Annotated in this window: 10 protein-coding genes; 9 read left to right on the plus strand and 1 reads right to left on the minus strand. The window is 49.2% G+C overall.

Going from position 1 to position 19,606, the window contains the following annotated elements; translation table 11 throughout:
- The first annotated feature begins 24 nt into the window (after window positions 1-24).
- From ACYVI9_RS08685 to ACYVI9_RS08710, 6 genes are all read left to right on the plus strand, one after another.
- Window positions 25-1,635, plus strand: coding sequence for a DUF5689 domain-containing protein (locus tag ACYVI9_RS08685; protein ID WP_460763409.1), 1,611 nt, complete (start codon window positions 25-27; stop codon window positions 1,633-1,635).
- A 60-nt stretch (window positions 1,636-1,695) separates the two neighbouring features.
- Window positions 1,696-2,583, plus strand: a complete 888-nt coding sequence (locus ACYVI9_RS08690; RefSeq protein ID WP_460763411.1) for a glycerophosphodiester phosphodiesterase family protein — start codon at window positions 1,696-1,698, stop codon at window positions 2,581-2,583.
- A gap of 61 nt (window positions 2,584-2,644) precedes the next feature.
- Entirely contained in the window at window positions 2,645-4,369 is a 1,725-nt protein-coding gene (locus ACYVI9_RS08695; RefSeq protein ID WP_460763413.1) for a calcineurin-like phosphoesterase C-terminal domain-containing protein, read from the plus strand.
- A 99-nt stretch (window positions 4,370-4,468) separates the two neighbouring features.
- Window positions 4,469-5,959 (plus strand): glycerol kinase GlpK, encoded by a 1,491-nt coding sequence (glpK, locus tag ACYVI9_RS08700; RefSeq protein ID WP_460763416.1) that lies wholly within the window; start codon window positions 4,469-4,471, stop codon window positions 5,957-5,959.
- A 60-nt stretch (window positions 5,960-6,019) separates the two neighbouring features.
- The gene (locus ACYVI9_RS08705) at window positions 6,020-6,730 is read left to right on the plus strand and encodes an MIP/aquaporin family protein (RefSeq protein ID WP_460763419.1); all 711 of its coding nucleotides are present in this window, start codon (window positions 6,020-6,022) and stop codon (window positions 6,728-6,730) included.
- Window positions 6,731-6,749: 19 nt separating this feature from the next.
- Window positions 6,750-8,699, plus strand: a complete 1,950-nt coding sequence (locus ACYVI9_RS08710) for a heparinase II/III domain-containing protein (protein WP_460763422.1) — start codon at window positions 6,750-6,752, stop codon at window positions 8,697-8,699.
- Window positions 8,700-8,873: 174 nt separating this feature from the next.
- Here ACYVI9_RS08710 and ACYVI9_RS08715 read toward each other — a convergent pair whose 3' ends face one another.
- Complete coding sequence (locus ACYVI9_RS08715; protein WP_460763425.1) at window positions 8,874-12,899, minus strand: two-component regulator propeller domain-containing protein; 4,026 nt, start codon at window positions 12,897-12,899, stop codon at window positions 8,874-8,876.
- Window positions 12,900-13,200: 301 nt separating this feature from the next.
- Between ACYVI9_RS08715 and ACYVI9_RS08720 the strand changes: the two genes are divergently transcribed.
- The 3 genes from ACYVI9_RS08720 to ACYVI9_RS08730 all read left to right on the plus strand — a co-directional run bounded on the left by ACYVI9_RS08720 (window position 13,201) and on the right by ACYVI9_RS08730 (window position 19,595).
- Window positions 13,201-16,344: a SusC/RagA family TonB-linked outer membrane protein gene (locus ACYVI9_RS08720; protein ID WP_460763427.1), complete on the plus strand. Its 3,144-nt coding sequence runs from the start codon at window positions 13,201-13,203 to the stop codon at window positions 16,342-16,344.
- A 42-nt stretch (window positions 16,345-16,386) separates the two neighbouring features.
- Window positions 16,387-18,129, plus strand: a complete 1,743-nt coding sequence (locus tag ACYVI9_RS08725; protein WP_460763430.1) for a RagB/SusD family nutrient uptake outer membrane protein — start codon at window positions 16,387-16,389, stop codon at window positions 18,127-18,129.
- A 179-nt stretch (window positions 18,130-18,308) separates the two neighbouring features.
- Window positions 18,309-19,595: a glycoside hydrolase family 88 protein gene (locus tag ACYVI9_RS08730; RefSeq protein WP_460763432.1), complete on the plus strand. Its 1,287-nt coding sequence runs from the start codon at window positions 18,309-18,311 to the stop codon at window positions 19,593-19,595.
- Window positions 19,596-19,606: the final 11 nt, after the last annotated feature.

Here is a 19,606-nt window from a genome sequence, read left to right on the forward strand (position 1 = left end):
TTATAATATAAAAGAACTATTAATATGAAAGCTACATTACATCTTTTTTTAGCGGTAACTGTCGCCCTGTTGCTGAACAGTTGTTCCAAATGGGATGATCAGAACTACCCGGGGGGCCAGCCCTATGATGTGGTATCGATTCTGGACATACGTCCAATCTATCACGGGCAGGACGTACCCCTGACTGAATCCGTGCTTTTTGGCGGTAATAGTATTGCGGCAGTGGTCGTATCCGACCACCGGGAAGGAAATCTTCCGGAAGGTCTGCTGATCGTACAGGACAGAAGAAGGCTGGGACAGCTGCGGGGCATTTCAATCGACCTCGGCGCCGATGCGGCAGACTATATTCCCGGAGATTCTGTAATGATTAATATCCTGGGGGGCACACTGACCCGTAAAAACGGCATCCTGACCATCGCCGGTGTTTCAACCTCAGCGGTCAAACGCTTTGGAAAAGGAACGGTAGGCATCAATGCCGTGAACGTGACCAGTCTTCAGGAACATCCTGAAAATTATGAAAGTACGCTTTGCCTGGTCAATAAATCCAGTTTTAATCCGGTACCGAAACCAGGAGATGTGATCAGTGGTTCCAAATTGATCAATGACGGTTTCGGGGATCTGGAATTGTATACCGATCCCGGCGTCAGTTATGCCAACAATGAACCTTACGGTCTGGCGGCTTATGTGGGTATCCCCTTCGTGAAAGAAGATAGTTCTATTCAATTCAGGACCCGTGAAGGAGATGATATTGTCAATATGGGTTCTTCGGCCCAGGATCTGCTGATTACCGGTATACTGAGTGATCCCAAAGGGGGCGATGGCGGCAATGAGTATGTGCAGCTGATGGCGACTACAGATATTGACTTTTCGGTCACTCCGTATAGTATTGTATTTTGTAATAATGCGGGAACCTCCAGTTCGGCCACGCCGCTGGATGCCGGCTGGGCTACGGGTGGAAAGCGAACCATCCGGTGGACCATTGATTCAGGTATTGCGCCAAAGGGCGAATTCTTCTATTTCCTGTTCCAGAAGAAAAAAATTAACGGGAATGCCGGCACTTACAGTTTTCCGGATGATACCCGGATGTTTGTGGCCAACTATAACACGGCTTCCGGTGCCACAAATCCTGGCGACGGTGGTCTGAAACATACCAGCTCCTTCAGTAATTCAGGGCCCTGGGCCAATAGCGGCAATACCTGTGGTGTGGCGCTTTTCAAAGGCACTTCCATTACAGAGGAGTCGGTACCGGCCGATGTCTTGTTTATAGCCAGCGGTGGCGGGGCGGCGATCTATGACCCCTCCAAGTCTCCGGTACTGGGTTACAGGATCTGTAATAACGACTGGTATTCGATGTATTCTGTGGCCATCAATCCGGATACCTATAAGCCCGAGGTGGTGCCCTTCCTGTATTACCGGTCACAAGGCAATACCACCATGATGCCTTATCCGGTAAATGATGCACATCCTTCGGCGGCCACAGATGCCGGACTTTTCAATATGATGGGCGGCGTGTATAATACGACGCTGGGTAAATGGACCACCGCCCGTCAGCAGCAGGTCGTGGAGTTATTTCAGGAAACAGCAACCCGGGATAGTCTCGAACTACGGGAGGGTGTTACCATGCTGGTGGAATAATAGGCAAGGAACCAAGGGAGCGAACTGTTCCGAGGTGGTTATCAACGATAGTATGCGATCATGAACCGTGCAGTTTTTTTAGGTGTGTTTTTCATAGGTTGTTGTGCCGGCATTTTTTGCGCGGCACAACCCTCTTTTGCGATTCATGCGCACCGGGGTGGCAGGGGTTTGATGCCGGAGAATACAATTGCAGCCATGCGGGATGCCATTGACCGGGGCGTGCCGGTACTGGAAATGGACCTGCAGATGACCCGGGATCATCAGATTATCGTGGCACATGATCCGACACTAAACAGTAACTATACGACCACCCCATCCGGAGACAGCCTGAGCAGGCAGGTGGCAAAAAGCATTTTACTTTACCAGCTGGATTATAAGACCCTTCTTGGCTACGATGTGGGAGTAAAATTCAATCCCGAGTTTCCCCGGCAACAAAAAATGCGGGCGACCATCCCCCTGCTTTCAGCTTTACTGGATAGCACAGAGTCTTATGCCAGGAAAAAAGGCCGGAACATCCGTTACAATATCGAGATTAAATCCAGTGAGAAAGCAGATGGCAGGTATTATCCGGATCTCGACACTTATGTAAATCTGGCCATGTCGGTCATTGAATCGAAAAAGATGGCCGATCGGGTAATCATTCAGTCATTTGACCGACGGGCCCTGCAGTTGCTACATCGGCAGTATCCGAACTATGCCCTGTCCTATCTGATCAGTAAAAAAGAATCCCTTTCGCCGCAGGAACAGATCCGGAAGTTGGGATTTCAACCGGCCATTTACAGTCCGAACGTCGTCAGCGTAACGTCAGAAATCGTCCGTTATTGTCATGAAAAGGGCATGAGAATAGTTCCCGGCGTCGCCAATGAACTTCATGAGATCAAACGTCTTAAAGACATGGGGGTGGATGGTCTGATCACGGACTATAGTGATGCGGTATCGGCGCTGTAAAATACTGTAGCCACATTTCTCATTGCGGGTTGATTAAATTGATTCGCTGAAATAAAACGATTTGAGTACCAATAAGAAAAACTTTAAGCATGTCCGGATTTTGTCCAGGCGGGCCTTTCTGATCTCCACCACGCTGGCCGGTGCAGGGTTGTTGGGTGCGGGTTGCACCAAAAGCAATTCCCCAGGCAATCAGCCAAAGGAACCAGACGACGGCAATATTCTCCCTGACCGGTCGGGCATGACAGTAAAAGGCCGTGTGCTTTGTGAAGGAGAGGGTGTCAAAGGTGTGGTCGTGTCTGACGGTCTGGTCTTGACAACCACAGATGCAAACGGTATATATTACCTGCCTTCTGCCAAAACGAAAAAATTCGTTTTTATTTCAGTGCCCGGTGGGTATGAAGTCAGCCGCTCCAACAACATACTGCCGGTTTTTTATCAGGCTTTTACAAAAGCAGTTTCCGTTGTGGAAACCATGAATTTTAATTTAACCCGGATTGACAATAATAAGCATATACTACTGGCACTGGGAGATATGCACCTGGCGGCCCGTAATAATGATGTGACGCAGTTTCAAAACGGTTTCTTAAAAGATGCAGCAACAACTATTGATACCTATCAGCAACAGGGGTATAAAGTATATGGATTAACCCTGGGGGATATGACCTGGGATGCTTATTGGTATGCCAATAAATTTGGTTTTGCGGAATACCTGGCGCTGATGAAGGAAATCAACCTGCCGGTCTATCATACGATGGGCAATCATGACAATGATCCCTATGTGGCCGATGACTGGGGCGCCGAAACGGACTTCCGTGCACTATTGGGCCCCACCTATTATTCTTTCAATCTGGGCAGGGTTCATTATATCGTGCTGGACAATATTGAATACATCAACACGGGGGCATCCGAAGGTACCGTTGGTAGCAGGAATTATAATAGTCGAATTTCCGACGACCAGTTGGCATGGCTTAAAAAAGACCTGTCGACAATTGCAGATAAATCTGCGACCGTGATGGTCGCTATGCACGCACATCTGAATAAAAACCCTTCTGCCTCGGAAACATCTACACTGAATCTGAAAAATGCCACCGAGTTGATCAATTGTTTCTCAGGCTTTAAAGATGTACATGTGTTGACCGGCCATACCCATATCTGTTATGCGTTTGAAAACAATAACGCTCTTATGGAACATAACTCGGGCGCCGTTTGTGCGACCTGGTGGTGGACGGGTAAAAACGGATATGCCGGTAATCAGGTTTGTAAGGACGGGGCCCCCGGTGGTTATGGGATCTGGAAATTTGATGGTGCAGATTATGACTGGCGGTATAAGGCGATTGGCTATAGTGAAAATTATCAGTTTCGGGCTTATGACAGGAACGAAATTCATATTACTGCCGCCAATTATGCGCCCGGTACCACGGATGCACTGCTGGCTCCTTATGCCGGAGAATATGCGAGTGTGGCAAACAATAATGAGATTCTGGTCAATGTATGGGGTTATGATAAGAAATGGAAAGTAGAAATGTTTGAAAATGAAACGACGCCCCTCACGGTGGACCGAATCAAGGTTAAAGATCCGCTGCATATTATTTCGTACGAAGCCCTCAGGCTGCATGCAGGTGCGACACCAACGGAAGATTTTTGTACGACCAGTTCTGCACATTTGTTCCGTGCATTGGCTTCGGGTCCGAAAACCCCGATTTTGATAAAGGTGACCGATCGCTTTGGTAATGTGTATACAGAAACGATGTCCAGACCCAAAGCATTGACCGTCGCCATGAAATAAAAACGGTTCTTTGGATAAATGGCATAAAATTTTGCATTCCTGAGGACTTAAACCTAAATTACGACAACTTTTTTTTAACGATCATAATTACGCTTCGCTATGTCTAAGTATATTCTTTCTTTTGATGCTGGTACGACCAGCTCCCGTGCCATAGTTTTTGACAAGAACGGAAATATTATTGCAGTGGCTCAAAAAGAGTTTCAGCAGATATTTCCCCAGCCCGGATGGGTAGAACACGATGCCAATGAAATCTGGAGCACCCAGATCGGCGTGGCCGCAGAAGCCATTGTTAAAGCGGGCATTACCGCGGCTGATATTGCGGGTATCGGAATCACCAATCAACGCGAAACGGTGGTGGTCTGGGATCGTGCGACCTCCCAGCCCGTTTATAATGCGATCGTCTGGCAGGACCGCCGGACCAGCGACTACTGTGATCAACTGAAAAAGGACGGCTCCGCTCAGATTATAAAAGAAAAGACGGGACTCGTAACCGATGCTTATTTTTCCGGAACCAAGATCCGCTGGATCCTGGAAAATGTTCCCGGTGCGCGTGAGAAAGCTGAAAAAGGGGAACTTTGTTTTGGTACCGTCGACACCTGGCTACTCTGGAAGCTCACCAATGGAAAAGTTCACGCGACGGATGTCAGTAATGCCAGCCGGACCATGATATACAATATTCATCAACTGGAATGGGATCAGGAATTGTTGCAAATGATGCAGATACCTGCTTCGATACTGCCGGAAGTTCGGTCCAGCAGCGAAGTATATGGCCATACCCAGCAACTCCTCACTTCTATTGAGATACCTGTTTGTGGAATTGCCGGGGACCAGCAGGCGGCCTTGTTCGGTCAGATGTGTACCGGAGAAGGAATGGTGAAAAATACTTACGGCACCGGATGTTTCATGCTGATGAATACCGGCGCTAAACCAGTGACTTCCAAGAACAACCTGCTGACGACAATTGCCTGGAAAATAAATGAACAGGTACATTACGCTTTGGAGGGAAGTGTATTTATAGCGGGCGCGGTGGTGCAATGGCTGAGAGACGGCCTGAAACTGATCCAGAAATCAGCTGATGTGGAAGCGCTTACAGCTACCGAGAAAGATAACGGGGGTGTTTATATGGTGCCGGCATTCACGGGACTTGGCGCCCCTTACTGGAACCAGCACGCCCGCGGTATTATTGTCGGATTAACCCGGGGCTCTACAGATGGTCATATTGCCAGGGCTGCGGTTGAAAGTATAGCCTATCAGACCATGGATGTACTGAAAGCCATGGAGGCCGATGCGGGGATCAAGATCGCCGAAGTGCGGGTGGATGGCGGTGCTACGATTAATGATTATCTGATGCAGTTCCAGGCTAATATCCTGGATACCCGGGTCATCCGGCCCACAATTACTGAAACAACGGCGCTGGGCGCGGCCTATCTGGCGGGCCTGGCAGTGGGTTTTTGGAAAGACATGGAAGAGATAAAAGCCTATTGGAAAAAAGAAAAAACCTTTGATCCCTATATGGAACCGGCTGTGCGGACTTCGCTTCAGGCCAACTGGAAGCGGGCCGTTCGGGCTGCGGAGGCCTGGGCAGAATAAATTGATCCGGCGCCAGCAACTACATTTCAACTCTAAATATTTAATCGAAAATTCCTGTACATGAATATATTTACTAGCGAACTAATCGGAACCGCCACTTTAATCCTGCTGGGAAATGGCGTTGTAGCCAATGTCGTGCTGAATAAAACCAAAGGCAACAACAGTGGCTGGATCGTGATTGCCTTCGGTTGGGCCATGGCAGTATTTGCCGGTGTATTTATGGTATCAAAATTCAGCGGAGCTCATTTAAATCCGGCTGTTACGCTGGGACTTGTCTATGCCGGCAAAGTTGCCGCCAACCTGATTCCTGAGTATATTGCGGGCCAACTGCTGGGCGCTATGCTGGGTTCTTTGCTGGTAGTCCTTTCTTACCGGCAGCATTATACGGCGACCGACGATACCGCCGCCAAACTGGCCACTTTTTGCACCGCACCGGCGATTCGCAATCCCTTTTACAATTTGCTCACGGAAATAATTGGAACTTTTGTGCTGGTCTTTGCCGTTTTTTTTATGATCGCTCCTGCAAGCAGCCTCGGCGCCCTGGATGCCTTGCCCGTGGCTTTTGTCGTACTGGCCATCGGCCTGAGTCTGGGCGGGCCTACAGGATATGCGATCAACCCGGCCAGGGATCTCGGTCCGAGGATCATGCACGCATTGCTACCCATTGGTAAGAAAGGAAGCAGCGACTGGTCTTATAGCTGGATACCCGTTGTTGGTCCCATCATCGGAGGCATACTGGCGGCAATGATTTACAAACATTTTTTCATGTAACCGTTAAAAAGATTACGACATGGTTTCCGGATCGGCTAACCGGCAGCGGTTGCTACTGCTCTTATTTTTACTCATGTTTTCCTGCGTCAGTTTTGGCAGGGAGCCACGTAATCTCTTACAGCAACTGGGAACCGCGCAGTGGGTGCAGCAGGTCATCCGCAGTCCCCGGCAGTGGGTACCCTATCCGGTGTATACGGATCGTTCGGGATGGGATAAATTTCTGGGATCTGAGAAGCCGGCGATGATCCGGGGAGGTGAAAAGCTCCTGGATTATCGATGGGAAGTTATTAAAGCCACAGATTATCTGGAATATTCCCGCAGTGGCTCACGAAACATTATGCAGGTTCCTTACAGCAGGAACCTGAAAGCAATTACAGCGCTTTTCATGGCAGAAATGGCGGAAGGAAAAGGCCGGTTCACGGATCAACTGATCAATGGCGTGTTCGCGGCTTGTGAAATGACAACATGGTCGCTTTCAGCACATTTATCACTGCAGCAGGGACCGAAGAAATTTCCGGACCATCAACAAAATATCATCGACCTGGTTTCTGGAGATGTGGGCGCCTTGTTTTCCTGGATTTATTATTTTTTGCATGTGGAGTTTGACAAGCGAGATTCCCTGATCGCCCAAAGGCTGCGTTATGAACTTGAACGGAGAATTTTGCAGCCCTACCTGGAGCGAAATGACTTCTGGTGGTCCGGCTTTAACGGCAAGCCCGATCAACTCATCAATAACTGGAACCCCTGGTGTAACAGCAATGTGTTGCAGGCTTTTGCCCTGATGGAAAAGGATCCGAAACTACTGGCCAAAGCAGTGTACCGTAGTATGGTGTCCGTCGATCATTTTATCAATTATGTCAAAGCCGACGGTGCCTGCGAAGAAGGCCCCTCCTATTGGGGACATGCTGCCGGAAAGCTTTACGACTATCTGCAGCTATTGTATGATATCAGCGGGGGTAAAATTTCCATATTCGATCAGCCAATGATCCGAAAGATGGGAGAGTACATTGCGAGAAGTTATGTCGGTAATGGCTGGGTAGTCAATTTCGCAGATGCGTCTGCACGCGGTGGCGGCGATGCCGGACTGATTTATCGCTATGGGAAAGCAGTACACAGTAACGAAATGCAGGCTTTCGCCGCTTATCTGGCCCTCCGTCAGCCGAAAACACTCCAACCCGAAGCCGGCCGGGATCTCTATCGCCTCCTGCAGGGTATCGCATTCAATAAGGAAATTGCCGCCATTACCCCCGGCCTGCCCGCGGCGGCTTATACCTGGTATCCCCAGACAGAATTTTGTTATATGCGTTCGGGCCGGTATTTTTTTGCCGCCAAAGGCGGATTTAATAACGAAAGCCACAATCACAACGATGTAGGCAGTTTCTCCTTATATGTGGACACCCTGCCTTTCTTTGTGGATGCCGGGGTGGGCACTTACACCCGCCAGACCTTCAGCAATGAAAGATATCAGATCTGGACCATGCAAAGCAATTATCATAACCTGCCGCTGATCAATGGGGTGGCACAGTCCAACGGGGCCCGTTATAAGGCAGACAAGGTTCATTTCGATGCCGGGCGGCAGCTTTTCTCGATGGATATTGCCGGCGCCTATAAACCGGAGGCGGCAGTAAAGCAATGGCAACGAAGTTATCAGCTGACCAAAGGAGGCCTCCGGATTGAGGACCGTTATGAGCTCAGCAAATGGGAGGCACCGACCGTCGTTAATTTTCTGACCTGGGCCCGTCCTGATATCAGTGACCCCGGAACGATAATATGGAAAAAGGAACCGACCCTTGTCTGTTTGAAATATGATCAAGCACTGTTTACGCCGGCGGTTGAAACTGTTCCGCTGGACGATCCCCGGCTTTCCCATGTCTGGGGTCCGCAGCTCTACCGGCTTTCATTAACCCTGAAAGAATCGCGGTTGAAGGGAAGTTTTCGTTTTGAAATCGCTACCCTGTCTTCCCCGTGAATCTGCCCCGGGCTTTATTGAGCCGTTCCAGAGGGGTTTCTTTTGTTTAACGCGGCCTCAGGCAACTTATTCCGTTCATTGGACGGGATCAGTAGCCGTTCTATAGCCGGTTATTCCTTTTTCGTAAATGACCAGACGGGGTCTCCGGCCCTGACGAAGAGGCCATCATGGCGGTCAGGGGCTGTCCCGCAGCGTCGGATTTTCGGCAAATTCACGGGGAAGCATGCCGTAATATTTTTTAAATTCCCGGCTAAAATATTTTCGATCCTCATAGCCGACCATATAAGCAACTTCATTGATGGTATGATCTTTCTGGAGAATCAGGGCGGCCGCTTTTTTAAACCGTTGCCGTTTGATAAATTCATTGACCGACATATGGGTCAGGGCACGTACTTTTTTATATAGTACAGGGGTGCTCATCGCCATCTTTTTAGATAACATATCCACCCCGAATTCCGGATCATCCAGGCAGTTGTCAATCTGGGCGGAAAGCTCACTAAGAAAAGCTTTCTCTATCCCGGCACCCGATCGAGGTTCCAGGGTGTGTTCATCAAGGGTAGATTGAATATTGAGATGGGAAAGTTCTCTGGAAAATTGCTGCCGCATCCGTTCTCGGGCCGCCAGCAGATTTTGCACCGATAAGCGCAGTACCGCCATACTGAAGGGTTTGGTGAGGTACAGGTCTGCTCCCTGCTGCAGCCCGCTGATCTGTTCTTTTTGTGAACTTTTTGCAGTGAGCAGGATGACCGGAATATGACTGCTGCGCCGGTCGGTTTTGATTTTATTACAAAAATCATACCCATCCATTTCCGGCATCATTACATCGCTGATGATTAAATCAGGCAGTTCATTGATCGCATACTCCCAGCCCTGCAGACCATTACCAGTAACGGTAACCGCAAAAGTTTCCCCGAGACCTTCCTGTAGCAGTTGCGCTACTTCGGGATTGTCTTCAACAATAAGAAGTTGCGCCCTTCCCTGCTCCTGCGGCATAGCCGGTGCGGGCGGCATTTGCGGAAGTTCCGGCGCCTTTTTGTCCCCGGATACGGTTTTCCCAAAGTTGTCCGCAATGGCCTGCAGGGGAAGTTTTGAGAGGGGTAGCGTTACGGTAAAAACAGTTGTTCCTTCCTGTTGTGGTGTCGCTGCCGTACTTTCGACATCGATCCGGCCCTGGTGCAGGGTAACGATATTTTTTGCCAGCGCCAGACCGATACCATAGCCCGTATTCTGGAGGCCATGATCTGCTACCTGAAAAAAATTGGTAAATAATTTTTCAATATACGGCGGGGCGATTCCCCGACCGTTATCGGTAACCGTAACTACCGCTTTGTCGTTCCGCAGGCAGGCATAAAGTTCGATATGGCCCCCTTCGGGTGTGAATTTCAGGGCATTAGCCAGCAGGTTGAAAAAAACTTTTTCCAGCTGCTGCGCGTCGAAATCCACTGCTATCTGCTCTTTTTCATGCCGGTAAGTGCACCGGATCGACCGGGCCTGGGCCGACTCCCGAAAACTATCATAAATCAACTGTAGAAACGCAACCAGGTCCTGCGTCCTGGGATGAATGGCCAGATGATGACTTTCGGCTTTTCTGAAATCCATCAACTCGCCGACCAGTTTAAGCAGGCGGTGGGTATTGCGTTTTACCTGAATGAGCTGTTGCTGAATAAAGCGGTTTTCGCCGGCTTCTGTCAGGATCCGCTCCACCGGCGCCATTACCAGGGTCAGGTGGGTCCGTATTTCATGGGAAACGTTCGTGAAGAAGTTCAGTTTGGCAGTATGTAATTGTTCTTCTTTTTTCAACAATGCCCGCATAAAGAAAAATCGGGTAATCATAAAAATCAATGCTGCCGCGAATAGCATGTAAATTCCATAGGCCCACCAGGTAAGCCAAAATGGTGGGCTCACCGTGATCAGGAGCTCATGCGGCATACTCCAGAATCCGTCATTGTTGGCTCCCTTGACTAGAAAACGATAATTGCCGGGTGGTAAATTGGTATACGTGGCGGACGGCAGCGGTGTCTCGTTCCAGTTTTTATCGAAGCCCATTAACCGGTAAGCATATACATGTTTGCTGCTTTTGATATAATTGAGCAACGCAAATTCAATGGTAAAAATATTCTGGTCGTGCCGCAGCGAGATGGCTGACACCGATATCGGGTTTTGATGCAGGATCCCTGTTTTGTCTCCTATACCCAGCTCCTGGTGCTGTAATTTCAGTCCCGTAAACACCAATGATGGAATGCGTTGGTTCACCTTAATTTCCGCAGGATCGAAAAAACTGATGCCGTTAAAACCGCCGAAATAAAACAGTCCTTGACTGTCTTTTAAATAAGCATTATAATTAAACCCGTTGCCCGTGAGACCGTCCCGTTGGGTATAGTGATGCAGGCTGTTATTTCGGGGACGGTAGTGGATCAGCCCCTTGTCAGAACTCAACCAGAATGCCCCGGAGTCTTCCGCGAGCAACCCCATGAATTTATAGTCCTGCAGAATAGTGGCCCGTTGGGACAGGGGGCTCAGATCGGGGCCGGTAATCCGGGTAAGGCCGTTACCGCCCACCCAGAGGGCGCCCCCGGCATCCTCCGCAAAACAATAGACCACCAGATTCGGGTCGATTTCGAGAAACAGGTGACCCTGATATTTGTACAGGCCGTTTACGCCCGCAAGCCAGATGCCACCCCTGCGGTCCTTGTACAAATAACTGGGGATTACCGGCAGCGGGGGCAGCGGAGGACCAGTACCCCGTATTTTGCCATGTTCCTTTATAAAACGCCGCAGACCAGTATGGGAGGCGACCCAGAGTTGCCCCTTTTCGTCTTCCAGGATCGAACTTATCTCGCTGGCAGGGGGATCTGTGCTGTCAATGACATATTTTGTAAAAATCTGTCGGTTTTTATCTAATACGTTTAATCCGCCCCCATGCGTACCTACCCAGAGAAAGTTTTCGCTGTCCAGAAAAATCTCCTTGACCAGGTTGGAGCCCAGGCTGTGGGGGTCGGTCGTGCGATGTTCGTAGTGGCGATATTGCCCGGTCTTGCGGTTCAGGAAATTTACCCCGCCACCCTCGGTGCCGATCCAGAGATTCTGTTGCCGATCCTCCAAAATGCGGCTGATCACATTGTTGCTGACGCTGTTGGCCTGGTCAGTACTGTGTAGTTTTTTGAAGGGAGTTTGATATCCCGGCATAAAATTCAGCCCCCCAAAATAGGTGCCGACCCAGACAGATCCGTTTCTATCCTGATAAATGCTATAGATGGAATTCTGACTCAGGCTTTTGTCCTCAGATGCTTTATGGGAGAGGTTCACAAAACGCCGGGTTAAGGGATATAGCAGGCTGATACCTTCCTGGGTGCCAATCCAAAGACGTTGCTGCCGGTCTGCACTTATACAGCGGATATTATTGTTAATCAACCCCGCCGGGTCTGCGGGCCGGCTGTAAAAGGAGGTAAACCTTTGAGAAGGCGGGTGAAAGGCATAGAGACCCCGGTTCTGCGTACCGATCCATAGCTGACCATCACTCCCCCAGGCCAGCGCCGTAATGGCCGTTGTGCGCGTGGAATCAAGCCGGAAGCTGATAAATTGAAAAAGACTGTCATGGCGTTGCCGGATGCGGGTGAGCCCATTTTCGGTGCCCACCCAGATCTGCCCGCTTTTGTCTTCGCTGATGGCTCTTACGAGATGACCCGATATCCCCTCATGATTGCCTTTAACCGGAAAAACAACGGTTGTCCCGGGATGGCGGGGGTTCATCTTATACAGTCCGGTATTGGTACCGATCCACACAGCGCCACGGCTGTCTTCATAGAAACAGAATACATTTCCTAAACCGGTACCATTGATTTTTATCGGAATAAACCGATCGTTGTAGCTATCATAAAGATTGGGGGTATAAATAGTTCCCACCCATAACCGGCCATGGGAGTCGGTATACAGCGAGGTGATGTTATTGGCGGATAATCCGCCGGCCACAAAAGCATCGGCGCGGTAGGTTTTAAAGCGCTTTCCGTCAAATCGGCAAAGACCTGCAGAAGTTCCGATCCACATAAAGCCGGTGTTGTCCTGGGTAATGGATAAAACACTATAGCTGGGAAGACCATCTTCCAAAAAATAATGTTCAAAGGGGAAATCCTGTGCTGCCAGACAAAAGGCACCGAACATTCCGCAGACAACCGCAAGCGGTCTTCGGAAATATGCAGCCATAACAGATCTCGCTATATTCATTTTCGAATGTAAATATACTTATAGCAGTCGGTTCCTTTGGGGAGTTTGTTTTTATAATAAATCGGATTTCTAGTTGCTGAGACCGGTCGCTGTTTGACAAAACCACCTGTAGTTTTCAAAAGTTTTGTATTGTAAATGAGCGCATTATAATCGCTTAAAAATATTCTACCCAATTATTTAAGATTTTCTGCCCTGGGCCGAGTCAGCTTCGCGCATATTGCCATTGCTATATGAGCCAGCGATTGCAATGGCCCATTCATTTTACACAAAATCATAGACTATGCTAGTAAAGAAATCGGTGCACTTTGCAGGCACCTTTCGGTTGTATTGCTTATTAAACTTTCTGCTCCTCCTGCCTTTTATCCTTTTTGCCCAGACCCGGCCGGTATCAGGTAAAGTTGTCGATGTACAGGGAAATCCTGTGGCAGGTGCCTCTGTTATTATTCAAAATAGTACCACCGGAACAGTAACGGATCAGCAGGGACAATTCCGCATCAACGTCGCTAACGGAAATATTCTGGAAATAACAATGATCGGTTTTGAAGCCCAGCAGGTAACCGTCACAGATCAGCTGGTCCTGCAAATAACATTGCTGCCGCTGACGGCGGCTCTGGAAGATGTAGTGGTTGTCGGATACGGCACGAAAAGCAAAAGAGACATTGGTGGTGCCGTGCTTTCGGTCGATCAAAAACTGCTGAAGGACCGGCCGGTCACCAATACTTTATCGGCATTGCAGGGAACAGCACCCGGATTGGTAATTACCCGTACCAATGGTCAACCGGGTCGGGAAGGGATCAGCGCGCGGATCAGGGGCATAACTTCGCTGGGTGCGAGCAATGCACCCCTGGTGATTATTGACGGTATAGAAGGAGATATCAATGCCCTCAATCCCAATGATATACAGTCTATTTCTGTACTGGAAGATGCGGCTTCCGCGTCTATCTACGGTGCCAAAGCCGGAGGCGGGGTGATCCTGGTAACCACCAAGGGCGGCCGCAGAAACCAAAAGGTTCAGGTTGATGTTACCGGCATGTATACCTGGAGAACGCCCTATGCCCGTCCGGAGCTGCTCAGTTCCAGAGAACAGGGTGTTTTGCAGAACGCCGCCAGAGCATTTGCCAATCAAAATGCGGATTTTTCTGAAGAACAGCTGACATGGCTGGATGATCCCAATATCAATGAAGTGTGGAATACCAATTCCAAAGCCTGGGATTATTATTACAATAATGACATGGAAGCCATTTTAATGCGACAGCAGAGTCCCCAGCGGAATATCAATCTTTCCGCCAGTGGCGGCGGCGACAAATCCACTTTTCTTTTTTCGCTGGGTTATATGGATCAGCAGGGCGTATTTAAGTTCGGCCCCGACCAGTACAGTAAATTCAACGCCAGGATCAACTATAATACCCAGCTCTCCAAAATATTCAGCCTGGATGCTAAACTTTCCTTTGCCAGAGAAAATATCGATGCGCCACCAGTTGGGGTGACCGGAGAGGGGCTGATGTACAATGTGTATTCGATCCGTGCGGCACGCAACCCCATATTCACTCCGGGAACGGATGACTCCAAATATGCATTTATCGGAACGATATCTACCGCTTATCCCATTCTGAAAGACGGCGGTTACGATCAGGAAGATAAATATAATATGAACGGCGTATTCAGCCTTTCTGCCCGGCAGATTGCCAAAGGCCTGGATTTAAAGGCGGTATACAGTCCCGGTCTGGTATTGTCCGACCGCGTGGTTTTCAACAAGACCGTAGCCCGTTACACGATTGATGAGAACAGGAATCCGGTAGCCGGGACGCCGATTAACCAGATTAATAGCCTGAATAAAACCCGTCCCTATACGGTTACACAGAATTTTTATGCGACGGCGGATTATGATTATAAGATAAATGACCATAATTTCCATTTACTGGGCGGTTATGAGTTCAAATCCTATAAATATGACTGGGTGCAGGCAATTCAGCGGGCTTTATTGCTGAACGAATTTCCCACCCTGAATTACACAACCCTGGCAACGGCGGATGTAGGCAATGTAGGGGATAATATACAGGTCAATACCTGGCTCTCTTATTTCGGCCGGCTTTCTTATAACTATGCCAATAAGTATTATGCGGAAGCGACGCTGCGCCAGGACGGCAGCTCCCGGTTGGCACCGGGCCATAAGTTTCAGACCTTTTATGCCGGTAACGTATTCTGGCGGGTAGCACAGGAGGATTGGTTCAAAAATGCCCTGCCCTGGATCAATGAGTTTAAAGTGGCCCTGTCCTATGGTACGGCGGGTGGCGCACAAACGGCGGACCCCAATGCCAATAACTACGACTTCCAGAGTCCGTTGAACAGAGGCTATTATCCTTTTAACGATGCCAGAACGGCCTATTTTTATCAGGGTGGCCTGCCTGCAGAGAGTAAGGCCTGGGAAGTCATTTCCACGGCGAACCTGGGATTTGATCTGGAGATGCTGGAAAGAAGACTGAACCTGCATTTTGATTATTTCATCAAGAAAAATGATAATGTTTTTGTCAGTCAGCAACTTCCCTCCCTGCTGGGTGTAACACCAAATGAAGCCAATCTTGCGGCAGTTCAGGTAAAAGGGTGGGGTGTTGCTGTCAGTTGGAACGACCGGTTCAGAAACGGCAGCTATTTTATTTCCGCCAATATCAGTGACGACAGGAACAAAGTGATTCGTTATGACGGATCGGTCACCTATAATACGGGCATCAACAGCGCCATACCGGGAATGTCCACCAACGCGATATTTGGTTATAAGGCAGACGGATATTTTGACAATGACGATGAATTAGCCGGGGTGCCAGTAAGAACACCGGCAACCGGTGTGGGCGATATTAAATTATTGGACATCAACGAGGATGGTTTTATCAATCAAGGGATCAATACCGCGGCGGACCACGGAGACCTGGTTTATCTGGGCAACACGAACTCCAGGTATGTCTTTGGGTTCAACGCGGGCATTAACTGGAAGGGATTCGATTTGTCGGTCTTGTTTAATGGTGTCGGTAAACGGAGTATTTTGCTGGAGCCTTACGCAACAATGGCCTTTTATGACGGTTGGCGGATGCCCTGGGCCATCCATCAGGACTACTGGACCCCGGATAATCCGGATGCCAGATTTCCGGCAATCCGGATGAGCGACCGGGTAAATAATGTCGTGAGCTCTCACTGGGTACAGGATGCCAGTTATATCCGGCTGAAGAACCTGCAGCTGGGCTATACACTCTCCAAGAATACACATCATATTAAGGGCCTTGGTGATATCCGCCTATATTTTTCCGGGCAGGACCTCTGGGAAAAAACAGGCATGTGGTTTAACTATTTTGACCCCGAGAACACCGACCGTGTCACATTCGGATATCCCATGTGGCGCAGTTATGCAGCGGGCCTGAACATTAACTTTTAAGCAGTATAAAAGATAAATCCTTCATATTAAAGACTGTCAGCAATGAATATATATACTATTAAGCAACTTACAGCTATTGTTTCGACCGGAGTCCTCATCCTGGCCGGTATCAGTGGTTGCACTAAAATGCTCGATCAGAATTACCAGACGACCATTACCGATCCGGTCTTTTGGAAAGATTCCAGCGACCTGATCAGGGGCACCAATTATCTCTACACCAGCGTCCCGGACTTTGGGACACCGCTGGAAGATTTGAACAGTGATTTTTCTGCCGATGTTTTTGGCGGTTCTTTAAACGCTATAAGTGACGGCTCCAGGACGGTGCCATCCAGTGACGCGTCCTGGAACAATGCCTACACTTATATCCGGGCAGCGAACAATATTCTGGAAAAAGCAGCCAGTATTCCCAACGGGCCCATGACGCAGTATTGTATCGCTCAGGCACGGTTCTTCCGGGCCCTGGCCTATTTCCGGCTGGTGCGCGCTTATGGAGATGTGCCCTATATCGAGAAAACCATCAGCGGCCGGGAAGATCCCCTATTGTATACACCCCGTACCGACCGGCGTATCGTAGTGGACAATATTTATGCCGATCTGGATTTTGCCGCCTCGGTTTGTCCGCAGGCAGATGAGCTGCCGGCAAGTCCGGGCGTCGCCGGGACTACCGGCCGGGAGTACGGACGGATTACCAGAAGTGCAGCCTTGGCGCTGAAATCCAGGGTGGCGCTTTATGAAGGCAGCTGGGAAAAATACCATGGCGAGCCGGAACTCACAGGAGCAAAGGATCCGGTCAAACATTTTACCATTGCCAGAGATGCGGCACAGACGATTATGAATGAGGACAAACACGGTTTATTCACCGGCACCGGAGCTATGAGTTTTCAGGACCTGTTCCGTTATCCGGGCGAGACTTATGAGAAGAACAAGGAGAATATTCTGGTTCGACTCTATGGAAAAGATATTTCCAATAATGTCGCCAACAATGGAGGTTATATGCGGGGCAACCTGACCGACGGCCGCAATGCCGCCACACGCGCCTTTGTGCTGACCGCGCTGTATTCGGACGGACTACCCGCAGGAAAATCACCCCTCGATTCCAATGGCAAAGAAACCGGATTGCTGACCGATTACCAGAACCGGGATCCCCGCCTGGTTCAGACACTGTTTAAAGTGGGAGACCCTTATGCTTCCATAGCCGGAGGCAACCCACAGTATCGCAACACGTATTATTATCACCAGCAAAAATACTGGACCGGTCAGGCAGATTTTCTTGCCAGTCCGAATATTTATCTCGATTATATAGCCATCCGGTATGGCGAAGTGTTATTGAATTTTGCCGAAGCAACTTTTGAGCTGAACAATGGTATTACAGATGCTGATCTGGACAAGTCCATCAATCTGCTCCGCCAACGGGCAACCCATAATGATGTTTCCAAACTGGCGTTGCTGACCAATGCATTTGTGACTGCCCATGGTCTCAGCATGCGGGATGAGATTCGGCGGGAACGATCCGTAGAATTAGCTTATGAAGGATTCCGGTATTGGGACCTCATCCGTTGGAAAACGGCAGAAACAGAACTGGTAAAACCTTTGCTGGAGCGTAAATATTTTGCAGGACTGGACTACGGAGGAAGTACACAACCAACGATGCTGAATGGCTATGTACTGATCCAGGCAGCCGATAAAAGAAGTTTTGATCCGCAAAAAGATTATCTGTGGCCTTTACCTTCGGGGCAAATCGGACTCAGTAATAATACCCTGACCCAGAATCCCAACTGGCAATAAGCGAACAGTCTCCGGTCTTCAGACAGGCTCGTCTGAGGGCCGGAGTGTTTTCAGCTGTCCGACGGGGTGTGTCCCTGAAGGAGGCCGACGCCGGTCAAAAAAATCGTTCCATAAAAAAAATGCATATTTGTGAGACCGATACGCTTCGAAAACAGGCTTCACTCATCTTAAATTAACACATGTACCAGAAATTAGTCATTGCAGCTTTTGCGCTGCTTACCCTTGTCAGCTCTTGTGCTTTGTCCCATCGTTCAGCGCGGCTCCCGGATGATTTCGTTGCCGAGAATATGACGCATGCCCGCCTGATGCTGAAAGACATGCTGAAAGCGGCTGATCCCCAGTTTAATAAGGAACGGGGGGCTTACCCGCGGACCACTGATAAGAATGGAAAGATGGTTACCACTTCCATGTATGACTGGACGCCCGGGTTTTTTCCCGGCAGTCTCTGGTATGCCTATGAATACAGCGGAGATGAGCAGTTGAAAAAAGAAGCGGTGAAATGGACCGAAAAGATGGAAGGTCTGAAAACCTTTACAGGACACCATGACCTGGGTTTTATGATGTATTGCAGCTACGGAAATGCTTACCGGATTACGGGCAATGAAGCGTATAAACAAATACTGATCCGGTCTGCAAAATCACTGAGCAGCCGGTTTAATCCGGTTACGGGATGTATAAAATCCTGGAATGTATTTAGAAGCTGGCATGGAGAGCGGCGGTACTATTTCCCGGTGATTATCGATAATATGATGAACCTGGAAATGCTGTTTTTTGCCTCGAAAGTTTCAGGAGATACAAGTTTCCGGCATGTGGCCATCCGTCATGCGGAAACGACCATGAAGCATCATTTCCGTTCCGATTACAGTTCCTATCATGTGGTATGTTACGACAGCACCACCGGCAAAGTCCAGACGCGGGAAACCGCACAGGGCTATGCGGATAATTCAACCTGGTCCCGCGGTCAGGCCTGGGCTATTTACGGTTACACGATGGTGTACCGGGAAACCGGTGACAAAAGATTTCTGCAGATGGCCCAGGGGCTGGCCGATTATTTCATTAATAGTAAGACCCTGCCGGAAGATAAAATACCCCTGTGGGACTTTAATGCCAACCAGCCAGGTTTTACACCGGGTGTGCGCTCCTATGCCAACCAGGTAGAAAAGCCCTATCGGGATGCTTCCGCAGCAGCCATTACGGCGTCCGCCTTGCTGGAACTGAGCACCTACACTTCGGGTTCTCCATCTCAGCATTACAAAGCTGCGGCGGTAAGTATGCTCCGGTCGCTGGGATCTGACCAATATCGAGCACAAAGAGGTTCGAATGGTAACTTTATCATCAAACATTGTGTAGGCAGTATTCCTCATCACAGTGAAATTGACGTTCCCTTGGTGTATGCCGACTACTACTTTATTGAAGCGCTCCTCAGGTTGGACCGGCTGAAAAAAGGGAAAAAACTGTTTTTGTAATCTGTGGCGGC

The sequence above is a fragment of the Niabella terrae genome (genome assembly GCF_054783135.1).

What these genes read in the sequence shown, in the direction of transcription:
- ACYVI9_RS08720 (WP_460763427.1), top strand. Translation starts at nt 13,201, where the DNA reads ATGCTAGTAAAGAAATCGGTGCACTTTGCAGGCACCTTTCGGTTGTAT.
- ACYVI9_RS08710 (WP_460763422.1), top strand. Translation starts at nt 6,750, where the DNA reads ATGGTTTCCGGATCGGCTAACCGGCAGCGGTTGCTACTGCTCTTATTT.
- ACYVI9_RS08730 (WP_460763432.1), top strand. Translation starts at nt 18,309, where the DNA reads ATGTACCAGAAATTAGTCATTGCAGCTTTTGCGCTGCTTACCCTTGTC.
- ACYVI9_RS08685 (WP_460763409.1), top strand. Translation starts at nt 25, where the DNA reads ATGAAAGCTACATTACATCTTTTTTTAGCGGTAACTGTCGCCCTGTTG.
- ACYVI9_RS08715 (WP_460763425.1), bottom strand. Translation starts at nt 12,899, where the DNA reads ATGGCTGCATATTTCCGAAGACCGCTTGCGGTTGTCTGCGGAATGTTC.
- ACYVI9_RS08725 (WP_460763430.1), top strand. Translation starts at nt 16,387, where the DNA reads ATGAATATATATACTATTAAGCAACTTACAGCTATTGTTTCGACCGGA.
- ACYVI9_RS08690 (WP_460763411.1), top strand. Translation starts at nt 1,696, where the DNA reads ATGAACCGTGCAGTTTTTTTAGGTGTGTTTTTCATAGGTTGTTGTGCC.
- glpK (WP_460763416.1), top strand. Translation starts at nt 4,469, where the DNA reads ATGTCTAAGTATATTCTTTCTTTTGATGCTGGTACGACCAGCTCCCGT.
- ACYVI9_RS08705 (WP_460763419.1), top strand. Translation starts at nt 6,020, where the DNA reads ATGAATATATTTACTAGCGAACTAATCGGAACCGCCACTTTAATCCTG.